The sequence below is a fragment of the Nocardiopsis sp. NPDC055824 genome (assembly GCF_053616335.1).
The window spans coordinates 1-9,264 of record NZ_JBSHDN010000235.1 but is presented as its reverse complement, the minus strand read 5'-3'; the positions used below and the strand labels follow the sequence as shown (position 1 = coordinate 9,264).

6 protein-coding genes are annotated in these 9,264 nt (G+C 71.9%); 2 read left to right on the top strand and 4 right to left on the bottom strand.

Annotated elements, in window-relative coordinates; translation table 11 throughout:
- Positions 1-3 precede the first annotated feature (3 nt).
- Complete coding sequence (locus tag ACWGL3_RS28535; protein WP_267948153.1) at positions 4-1,452, bottom strand: dicarboxylate/amino acid:cation symporter; 1,449 nt, start codon at positions 1,450-1,452, stop codon at positions 4-6.
- A 477-nt stretch (positions 1,453-1,929) separates the two neighbouring features.
- On the opposite strand from ACWGL3_RS28535, the gene ACWGL3_RS28530 reads away from it, so the two are divergent.
- Positions 1,930-2,571, top strand: coding sequence for a Uma2 family endonuclease (locus ACWGL3_RS28530; RefSeq protein WP_452462008.1), 642 nt, complete (start codon positions 1,930-1,932; stop codon positions 2,569-2,571).
- Positions 2,572-2,628: 57 nt separating this feature from the next.
- Here the strand turns inward: ACWGL3_RS28530 and ACWGL3_RS28525 are convergent, their stop codons facing one another.
- The 3 genes from ACWGL3_RS28525 to ACWGL3_RS28515 form a co-directional block, all read right to left on the bottom strand.
- Positions 2,629-4,395, bottom strand: coding sequence for an acetyl/propionyl/methylcrotonyl-CoA carboxylase subunit alpha (locus ACWGL3_RS28525; protein ID WP_452462007.1), 1,767 nt, complete (start codon positions 4,393-4,395; stop codon positions 2,629-2,631).
- Positions 4,396-4,482: 87 nt separating this feature from the next.
- Positions 4,483-4,710 (bottom strand): acyl-CoA carboxylase subunit epsilon, encoded by a 228-nt coding sequence (locus ACWGL3_RS28520; RefSeq protein ID WP_267948156.1) that lies wholly within the window; start codon positions 4,708-4,710, stop codon positions 4,483-4,485.
- Positions 4,707-6,317 carry an acyl-CoA carboxylase subunit beta gene (locus ACWGL3_RS28515; protein WP_267948157.1) on the bottom strand — a complete coding sequence of 537 codons (1,611 nt, stop codon included), beginning with the start codon at positions 6,315-6,317 and terminating at the stop codon, positions 4,707-4,709. The genes ACWGL3_RS28520 and ACWGL3_RS28515 overlap by 4 nt, the downstream gene beginning before the upstream one ends.
- A gap of 338 nt (positions 6,318-6,655) precedes the next feature.
- On the opposite strand from ACWGL3_RS28515, the gene ACWGL3_RS28510 reads away from it, so the two are divergent.
- Positions 6,656-9,217 (top strand): phosphoenolpyruvate carboxylase, encoded by a 2,562-nt coding sequence (locus tag ACWGL3_RS28510; RefSeq protein WP_267950249.1) that lies wholly within the window; start codon positions 6,656-6,658, stop codon positions 9,215-9,217.
- The last annotated feature ends 47 nt before the right edge of the window (positions 9,218-9,264 follow it).

The window sequence follows — 9,264 nt, the reverse complement described above, 5'->3', positions numbered from 1 at the left end:
GTGTCAGCCCCTGGCGGAGGCGCCGCTCGCGGCGGCCTCCCTGTCGGCCTCCGTGCCCGCGTCGTCCGCGTCGGCGGTGTCGGACCCGGCCGCGGGCTCGTCCAGCGGCACGAAGCCGGAGGCGTCGGGGCTGGTGTTGTAGCGGTCCAGGTCCAGGATGCCCTCGCGCTTGGCGACGACGGTCGGGACCAGCGCCTGGCCGGCGACGTTGACCGCGGTGCGGCCCATGTCCAGGATCGGGTCGACGGCCAGCAGCAGGCCGACGCCCTCCAGGGGCAGGCCCAGCGTGGACAGGGTCAGGGTCAGCATGACGGTCGCGCCGGTGGTGCCGGCGGTCGCGGCGGAGCCGATGACCGAGACGAACACGATCAGCAGGTAGTCGGTGACGCCGAGGTCGATCCCGAAGAACTGGGCGATGAAGATCGCCGAGATCGCCGGGTAGATCGCGGCGCAGCCGTCCATCTTGGTGGTGGCGCCGAACGGGACGGCGAACGCCGAGTAGTAGCGCGGCACGCCCAGGTTCTGCTCGGTGACCCGCTGGGTCACGGGCATGGTGCCCATGGAGGAGCGGGACACGAAGCCGAGCTGGATGGCGGGCCAGGCGCCGCTGAAGTACTTCGCCGGGGACAGGCCGTTGAGCCGGGCGATCACCGGGTAGACGACGAACAGCACCAGGGCGAGGCCGATGTAGATGGTCAGCGTGAACTTGCCGAGGGCGCCGATGGTGGTCCAGCCGTAGCTGTACACGGCGTTGCCCAGCAGGCCCACGGTGCCGATCGGGGCCAGGCGGATGACCCACCACAGGGCCTTGAGCACGACCTCCAGCGCGGAGGCGGTGAAGGCGATGAAGGGCTCGGCGGCCTTGCCGACCTTGACGGCGGCGATGCCCAGGACGATGGCGATGACGATCAGCTGGAGGACGTTGAAGCCCAGCGAGGTGCTGACGGTCCCGTCGTCCGCGACCGAGGTGTCCGCCGCCAGGCCGAGGAAGTTGGCCGGGACGATGCTCTCGATGAACGCCAGCCAGGAGCCGGTGCCGGACGGGTCGCCCGCGCTGGCGCCGTCGACCGCGCTGTTGAGGCCGGGCCGGATGGTCAGCCCGAGGCCGATGGCGATGGCCACGGCGATCAGGGCGGTGGCGCCGAACCAGAGCAGGGTCTTCCAGGCCAGGCGCGCGGCGTTGGTGACGTTGCGCAGGTTGGCGATGGAGGAGATGACGGCCAGGACGATCAGCGGAGGAACGATCGTCCGGAGCAGCGTGACGAACGTCGAGCCGATGGTCTCGAGGGTGACGGCGAGCCAGTTCGGGTCGCCCGCCTCGCCGACCGGGCCGATCTGGAAGGCGACGACGCCGAGGACGACGCCGAGGACCAGGCCGAGGAGGACCTGGGCCGCGAACGGGAAACGGAAGCCTCTGCGCTTCGTGGGCGCTTCGGTGCTCTGTGCGGACACGGGATGTGACTCCAGGTGGTGAAGGCAGCCGGAGGAGCGCACGACGACGCGGTCGGCGCGGTGGGACGCGGCCCCGGCTCGGGGAATGGCGGGATCACCAGTGGGAAGGTGACGGATGGTGGGTACGGGTGTGCGGCGCGCTGCCCGGACGGGCGCGCGTGGACCTAGCTACACGCCTGACAGCCGCGGCGGCACAGGTCGATGTGCCACCTTCGTGTCAGTCCCCAGATGTTCGTCACGATCAAGGACAATAGCCTCGATCCCTTACTTATTCCATACATGTGTGTCGACGTCTTGCTGTCCCAGGGGCCACACTGTCGACACCGTGGGCTTTTTCGACCTTCCGCTCCGTCCGGATGGGGCGAGGATCACGTGGATCGCCGGATCCGGGGAAGGATCCGTGGAAACCACCGTGACGGAGTGACAGTGATGGCTACCGTGGGCGACGAGAACGATCCGACGAACGGAGGCGGCGACATGTCTGTTCCCACCGTGGCCGAAATCCTGGTCTCCGAGTTCGGTGAGGTGACGATTCCGATGCCGCCCCGGCGGGACTTCACCGCCGACGACCTCGACCGCATCCCGGATCTTCCGCCGCACACCGAACTCATCGACGGAAGCCCGGTACTGGTGAGCCCCCAGAAGCGCTTTCACATGTTCGTGCTCAAACTGCTCGAACAGCAGTTGGACGCCCAGGTCCCCGAGGACATGGTGACGTACCGGGAGATGACGGTCAGGTTCGCCGAGCGGCAGAGGCCCGAACCCGATCTCATGCTCGTCCGCGAAGGCGACGGGCAGGGGGTGCACGACACCTGGATCGAACCGCAGCTCGTCGCGTTGGCGGTCGAGGTGATCTCTCCGGAGCCCGAGGTGCGTGACCACGAGCGCAAGCCACAGCTCTACGCGGAGGCGGGGATCCCCCACTTCTGGCTCGTCGAGGAGGAAGCGCACATGGAAGCGGTGGTGTACGCCTACGAACTCGATCCGGTCAACAAGAAGTACGGGAATCTGACCGTGTACCGGGAGCGGCTCAAGACCAGCGCGCCGTGCGACCTGGACATCGACCTGACCCGCGTCTCCCGTGCCGGGAGGGGGAGCTCGGCGGGGCGTGACGCATGAGGGAGGCGCCGGCCGGCGCCTCCCCCGCGTGCTCCCGTCGGCCGTGGGCCAGGCGTCCTAGGCGTCCTCGATCTCGCAGACCACCGCGCCGTTGCCCACGGTCTCCCCGGCGGACACCTTGAGGCCGCGGATCGTCCCGGCCCTGTGGGCGGTCAGGGGCTGCTCCATCTTCATCGCCTCGATGACGACCACGGTCTCGCCCTCGGCCACGCTCTGCCCCTCCCGGGCCACGACCTTGACCACGGTGCCCTGCATCGGCGAGACCAGGGAGTCGCCGCTCGCGGCCGCCGCGCCCGCACCGCCCCTGCGCGAGGAGCGCTTGCGCCTGTCCGCGCCCGGGGCGGGGGCCTGGGCCGAGGCGCTCAGCCCCGCGGGGAGCACCACCTCGATCCGCCTGCCGCCCACCTCCACCGTGACGCTCTCGCGCCCGGCCTGCTCCGCCTCGCCGGGGGCGCCCGACCACGGCGCGATCGTGTTGTCGAACTCGGTCTCGATCCACCGCGTGTACACGCCGAACGGCTGGGCGGGGTCGGCGGGCGCGAACGCCTCGTCCTCCACGACCGCCTGGTGGAACGGGATCACCGTGGGCATCCCGCCCACCTCGAACTCGGCCAGTGCCCGGCGCGAGCGCCGCAGCGCCTCGGCGCGCGTGCGCCCGGACACGATCAGCTTGGCGACCATGGAGTCGAAGGCCTGGGGGACGGTGAACCCGGCCTCGCAGCCGGTGTCCACCCGCACCCCCGGGCCGCCGGGCAGCTTCAGCCCGGTGATGGTGCCCGGGGCGGGCATGAAGCCCCGCCCGGGGTCCTCGGCGTTGATGCGGAACTCGAAGGAGTGCCCGCGGATCTCGGGGTCGCCGAAGCCCAGCTCCTCGCCGTCGGCGATCCGGAACATCTCCCTGACCAGGTCGATGCCGGTGACCTCCTCGGTCACCGGGTGCTCCACCTGCAGGCGGGTGTTGACCTCCAGGAAGGAGATGGTGCCGTCCACCCCGACCAGGAACTCGCACGTGCCCGCGCCCACGTACCCGGCCTCGGCCAGGATGGCCTTGGAGGCGGCGTAGAGCTGCCGGGTCTGCTCCGCGGACAGGAACGGGGCGGGGGCCTCCTCCACCAGCTTCTGGTGGCGGCGCTGGAGCGAGCAGTCGCGGGTGGAGACCACCACGACGTTGCCGTGGGTATCGGCCAGGCACTGGGTCTCCACGTGCCGGGGCCGGTCCAGGTAGCGCTCCACGAAGCACTCCCCGCGCCCGAACGCGGTCACGGCCTCGCGCACCGCGGACTCGTAGGCGTCGGGGACCTCCTCCAGGGTGTGGGCGACCTTGAGCCCGCGCCCGCCGCCGCCGAAGGCGGCCTTGATCGCGATGGGCAGCCCGTGCTCGGCGGCGAAGGCCACGACCTCCTCGGCCGACTCCACCGGGTCGGGGGTGCCCGCGACCAGGGGCGCGCCGACCTTCTGCGCGATGTGGCGGGCCTGCACCTTGTCGCCCAGGGCGGTGATGGCCGAGGGCGGCGGGCCGATCCAGGTCAGGCCGGCGTCGATGACCGCCTGGGCGAAGTCGGCGTTCTCGGCCAGGAAACCGTAGCCGGGGTGGACGGCGTCGGCGCCCGAGGCGGCGGCCACGGCCAGGAGCTTGGCGATGTCCAGGTAGGAGTCGGCCGGGGTCGACCCGCCCAGGGAGTGGGCCTCGTCGGCGAGCTTGACGTGGAGGGCGTCCAGGTCGGGCTCGGCGTAGACGGCGACGCTGGCCAGTCCGGCGTCCGCGCAGGCGCGGGCGATGCGCACGGCGATCTCGCCGCGGTTGGCGATCAGTACTTTACGCACGGTGGGAAGTCCTTCTGCTGTGGCGTGGGGCGGAGGCGCACCGGCCGCTCCCTGCGACGTCTGGGTGGTGGTGGAGCACGGGGACCGTCACCTCGTGCTCAGGCGCCAGGCCCCGGGCCCGGGGCGCAGCGGGGCGCGCATGTTCCGGGAGCGGTCCCCCCACCCCGAGGGGCGCCGGTCCTCCCCGGGCGCGTCGGAGGCGGCGCGGGCGGCGTTCGCGCGCGCGGCGAGGACGGCGGTGAGGACCGCGACCTCCTCCGCGGTCGGCTCGCCCCGGACGACGACCAGGTGCGGCGGGTTCTTCGGCGCGCTCACAGCGGGATGTTCCCGTGCTTCTTGGGGGGCAGCTGCTTGCGCTTGTTCCGCAGCGCCCGGAGGGCCTTGGAGATCTGGCCCCGGGTCTCGGACGGCATGATGACGCCGTCCACGTATCCCCGCTCCGCTGCGGAGAAGGGGTTGAGCAGGGTGTCCTCGTACTCGCGGACGAGCCGGGCGCGCTCGGCCTCGACGTCGTCGGCGGCGGCGAGGGTGCGCCTGTGCAGGATGTTCACCGCGCCCTGGGCGCCCATGACCGCGATCTGCGCGGTGGGCCAGGCCAGGTTGACGTCCGCGCCCAGGTGCTTGGACCCCATGACGTCGTAGGCGCCGCCGAAGGCCTTGCGGGTGATCACGGTGATCAGCGGCACGGTGGCCTCGGCGTAGGCGTACAGCAGCTTGGCGCCGCGCCGGATGATGCCGTCCCACTCCTGGTCGGTGCCGGGCAGGAAGCCGGGCACGTCCACGAAGGTGAGGACGGGGACGTTGAAGGCGTCGCAGGTGCGCACGAAGCGCGCGGCCTTCTCGGAGGCGTCGATGTCCAGGCAGCCCGCGAAGCTCATGGGCTGGTTGGCGACGATGCCGACGGAACGGCCGTCCACGCGGCCGAAGCCCACCACCATGTTGGTGGCGAACCGGGCGTGGACCTCCAGGAACTCGCCGTCGTCCAGGACGGCCTCGACGACGGTCCGCATGTCGTACGGTTGGTTGGCCGAGTCCGGGATGAAGGTGTCCAGGGCCAGGTCGGTGTCGGTGACCTCGTCGCCGGGGTCGTCCTCGGGCGCCAGGACCGGCGCCTCCTCCAGGTTGTTGTCGGGCAGGTGCGAGAGCAGGGTGCGGACGTAGTCGATGGCGTCCTGTTCGTCGGCGCCCATGTAGTGGGCCACACCCGACCTGGTGCTGTGGGCGCGCGCCCCGCCCAGGTCCTCCATGGAGACGTCCTCGCCGGTGACGGTCTTGATGACGTCGGGGCCGGTGATGAACATCTGCGAGGTCTCGTCCACCATCACCACGAAGTCGGTGAGGGCGGGGGAGTAGACGTGTCCGCCCGCGGCGGCCCCCATGATGAGGGAGATCTGCGGGATGACGCCCGAGGCATGGGTGTTGCGCTTGAAGATCTCCGCGTACAGGCCCAGCGCGACGACGCCCTCCTGGATGCGCGCGCCGCCGCCCTCGTTGATGCCCACGACGGGGCAGCCGTTGGTGAGGGCGTGGTCGAGGACCTTGACGATCTTCTCGCCGTAGACCTCGCCGAGGGAGCCGCCGAAGACGGTGACGTCCTGGCTGAAGACGGCGACGGGGCGCCCGTCGACGGTTCCGTGGCCGGTGACGACACCGTCGCCGTAGGGGCGGTTGCCCTCCAGCCCGAAGCTCGTGGAGCGGTGTCGGGCCAGGGCGTCGAACTCCACGAACGACCCCGGGTCGAGGAGCGCGTCGATGCGCTCGCGGGCCGTCATCTTGCCTTTGGCGTGCTGTTTCTCAACGGCTCGCGCGGAGCCCGCGTGGACGGCTTCGTACCGGCGTCGTTGCAGGTCGGCGAGCTTGCCCGCGGTGGTGTGGATGTCGATCTCGTCCGCGGGCAGCGGTTCAGGGGCTTCGGTGGCCATAACTACGCAGGTTAACCGCGACCTCGCGGGACCGGGGCACGCGGCCCTGGTTACTCGCCAGTAGGTGCGGTTCGGCACGGCCCTGTCCGCACCCCTCCGGAAGGGGCCGGACCGGCCCGCGGCGGCGCGGAAACGACGTGATGAAATGTGCGTCCCTTTCCCTTGCGCAACAATGCTTAACGCCCGGGCAAAGTGCGTCGGAAATGCGCCCCCGCGCACCTGTCGTCCGGCCCGATCTCTGTAGTGTCGGGCCCATGACAGCGGTAAGCGCAGAACGCGACAGTGCCCGGCAGGAAGTTCCCGAGCAACTCAGGAATGACGTCAAACTCCTCGGAGAGATGCTCGGAACGGTCCTCGCCGAAAGCGGCGGCGAGGAACTGCTCGCCGATGTCGAGAAGCTCCGACACGCCGTGATCGGCGCCCGTGACGGTTCCGTCACAGGCGAGGAGATCACCGCGATCGTCGCCGCCTGGCCCCTCGAACGCGCCAAGCAGGTGGCCAGGGCCTTCACGGTGTACTTCCACCTGGCCAACCTCGCCGAGGAGCACCAGCGGATGCGGGCCCTGCGCGAGCGCGACGACGCCGCCAACCCTCCCCGCGAGTCCCTGGCCGCCGCCGTGCGCGCCATCCGGGAGGCCGACGGCGGGGAGGAGCGCCTCAACGAGCTCGTGGCCGGCATGGAGTTCCATCCCGTGCTCACGGCCCACCCCACGGAGGCCCGGCGCCGCGCCGTCTCCACCTCCATCCAGCGGATCAGCGAGGACCTCGACGCCTGGCACGCCTCCCACGAGGGGAGCAGCGCCGCCGCCGAGGCGCACCGGCGCCTGCTGGAGGAGATCGACCTCCTCTGGCGCACCTCCCAGCTGCGCTACACCCGGCTCGACCCGCTCGACGAGGTGCGCACCGCCCTCGCGGCGTTCGACGAGACCATCTTCTCCGTCATCCCGCAGGTCTACCGGAGCCTGGACGCCGCCATCGACCCCGACGGCACCGGCGTCCGGCCCCCGCGCGCCACGCCCTTCGTCCGCTACGGCAGCTGGATCGGCGGCGACCGGGACGGCAACCCCTACGTCACCCACGACGTGACCCGCGAGGCCGTGCTCATCCAGTCCGAGCACGTGCTGCGCGGGCTGGAGGGCGCCGCGGACAGGGTCGCCCGCACCCTCACCGCCTACTCCAACCTCACCCCGGCCAGCCCGGCGCTGCTCGACGCCCTCTCCGCGGCCCGCGCCGGCCACCCCGCCCTGATGGCCGGGATCGGCGAGCGCTCGCCCAACGAGCCGCACCGCCAGCTCCTGCTGCTGGCCGCCGCCCGGCTGCGCGCCACCCGCGAACGCGACGCCGACCTCGCCTACCCCGACGCCGACGCCTTCCTCGACGACCTGCGCACCGTGCAGGACTCGCTGGTCGACGCGGGCGCCGTCCGCCAGGCCTACGGTGAGCTCCAGCACCTCGTCTGGCAGGCGGAGACCTTCGGCTTCCACCTCGCGGAGCTGGAGATCCGCCAGCACAGCGAGGTGCACGCCGCCGCACTGGAGGAGCTCAGGGCGGGGAAGGCCCCCTCGGAGCGCACCGAGGAGGTACTGGCGACCATCCGGGTCATCGCCTGGATCCAGGAGCGCTTCGGCGTGGAGGCGTGCCGCCGCTACATCGTCAGCTTCACCCGCACCGCGGAGGACGTCGCCGCCGTCCACGAGCTGGCCTCCCACGCCCTGCCGCCCGAGCGGATGCCCGTCCTCGACGTCATCCCCCTGTTCGAGACCGGCGCCGACCTGGACGCCTCGCCCGACGTGCTCGACGGCATGCTGGAGGTGCCCCAGATCCGGCGGAGGCTCGAACAGACCGGCCGCCGCGTCGAGGTCATGCTCGGCTACAGCGACTCCGCCAAGGACGTCGGCCCGGTCAGCGCCACCCTGCGGCTGTACGACGCCCAGGCCCGGCTGGCCGCGTGGGCGGAGCGGCACGACGTGCGGCTCACCCTCTTCCACGGCCGCGGCGGGTCGCTCGGACGCGGCGGCGGGCCCGCCAGCCGCGCCCTGCTCGCCCAGGCGCCCGGGTCGGTCGGCGGCCGGTTCAAGGTCACCGAGCAGGGCGAGGTCATCTTCGCCCGCTACGGGCAGCCCGCCATCGCCCGCCGCCACATCGAGCAGGTCGGCCACGCGGTACTCATGGCCTCCACCGACGCGGTGCAGGAGCGGGAGCGCTCCGCCGAGGCCAGGTTCCGCGGGGTCGCCGACGCCATCGCCGGAGCGGCCCAGGAGACCTACCTGGAGCTGATCAACACCGAGGACTTCGCGCTGTGGTTCTCCCGGGTCAGCCCCCTGGAGGAGCTCGGGGAGCTGCGGCTGGGCTCGCGCCCCGCGCGCCGCGGGGCGGCACGCGGCCTCGGCGACCTGCGCGCGATCCCGTGGGTGTTCGCCTGGACCCAGACCCGGGTCAACCTGCCCGGCTGGTACGGGCTGGGGTCGGGGCTGGCCGCCGTCGAGGACGTGTCCGCCCTCCGGGCCGCGTACCGCGAGTGGCCGATGTTCGCGTCCCTGCTCGACAACGCGGAGATGAGCCTGGCCAAGACCGACCGCACCATCGCCGAGCGCTACCTGGCGCTGGGCGGCCGGCCGGAGCTGACCGCGAGGGTGCTGGACGAGTACGACCTCACCCGCGAGCTGGTCCTGCGGGTGACCGGCCACAGCCGCCTGCTGGAGAACCGGGCGGTGCTCTCGCGGGCCGTCGACCTGCGCAACCCGTACGTGGACGCGCTGTCCCACCTCCAGCTGCGCGCACTGGAGGCGCTGCGGGGCGAAGAGGCGGACTCGCTCTCCGAGCAGGACCAGCAGCACCTGGAGCGGCTGCTCCTGCTCTCCGTGAACGGCGTCGCCGCCGGACTCCAGAACACCGGCTGACCGCCACGGCCCCCGCGACCGCGGCGGCGCCCCGCACCCGGGAGGGG

Bases quoted from the DNA above. Each gene is read 5' to 3' on its own strand.
- ACWGL3_RS28530 (WP_452462008.1), top strand. From the start codon at position 1,930: ATGTCTGTTCCCACCGTGGCCGAAATCCTGGTCTCCGAGTTCGGTGAG.
- ACWGL3_RS28515 (WP_267948157.1), bottom strand. From the start codon at position 6,317: ATGGCCACCGAAGCCCCTGAACCGCTGCCCGCGGACGAGATCGACATC.
- ACWGL3_RS28510 (WP_267950249.1), top strand. From the start codon at position 6,656: ATGCTCGGAACGGTCCTCGCCGAAAGCGGCGGCGAGGAACTGCTCGCC.